Genomic DNA, 733 nt, shown 5'->3' with positions numbered 1-733 from the left:
GCACAGGCGTGTCCGGCACCCCGCGCGGCGGCCGGTGGACCGGCTCGCGGATCAGGGCGCGGAGCACCTCACAGAGCGCGCAGGGCGAGACCGACGTGCCGTGCGATCCGCTCCGCGGCGCCGGCCTCCGCCAGCCCGAAGGCCCTGCGGCCGCCGGTGCGCAGCAGCGTGAGCGCGCCGAGCACCGGGCCCCCCGTGCCGTCGGACAGCGGCACGCACAGCAGTGAGCCGACCCCGGCCCGCACCAGAACGGGGGCCCCGGCGGCGTCCCGGCCCAGGAGCCAGGGGTCCTCCGACCGCACCCGCAGCGTCGTGCCGCCGTGCCGCACCGCGTCCACCACCGGGGGCCAGGAGGACGGGTCCTGCCCGGCGACCGTGTCGCGCAGCCGCCCGGCCGAGGCCAGGACGGCGGCCCGGCGCAGCGCGCCGCCGGGCACGGCGGCGTCGACGACGACCCAGTCGGCGAACCGGCCGTAGAGCGCCTCCGCGACCCGCTGCGGCACCTCCTTGGGGGAGTCGGCCCCGAGCAGCGCCGTGGCCGTCTCGTCCAGCAGGTCCATCAGTTCGGTGCCGCGGGCGGCCTCGGACGGGTCCGGGCGGGACTCCTCGCGCTCCACCGCCGCGACCGGGCCGGGGTCCGGGCCCGCGGGTGCGCCGGTGCCGGCCGGCTGGAAGACCGCGAGGACGATCGTGCCCGGCTCGTGCGCGGGGCGCAGCGCCGTCAGGGTGGCCC

At 80.2% G+C, this 733-nt stretch carries 1 protein-coding gene; it reads right to left on the bottom strand.

The genetic code is table 11. The features are described from left to right. Nucleotides 1-68: 68 nt before the first annotated feature. On the bottom strand, nucleotides 69-733 hold a 665-nt coding region (locus AC2CJA_RS27040; protein ID WP_484605258.1), incomplete at its 5' end, for a GAF domain-containing protein.

The organism is Streptomyces sp. ATLC9, from assembly GCF_057196705.1.
This window is presented reverse-complemented; position numbering and strand designations above follow the sequence as displayed.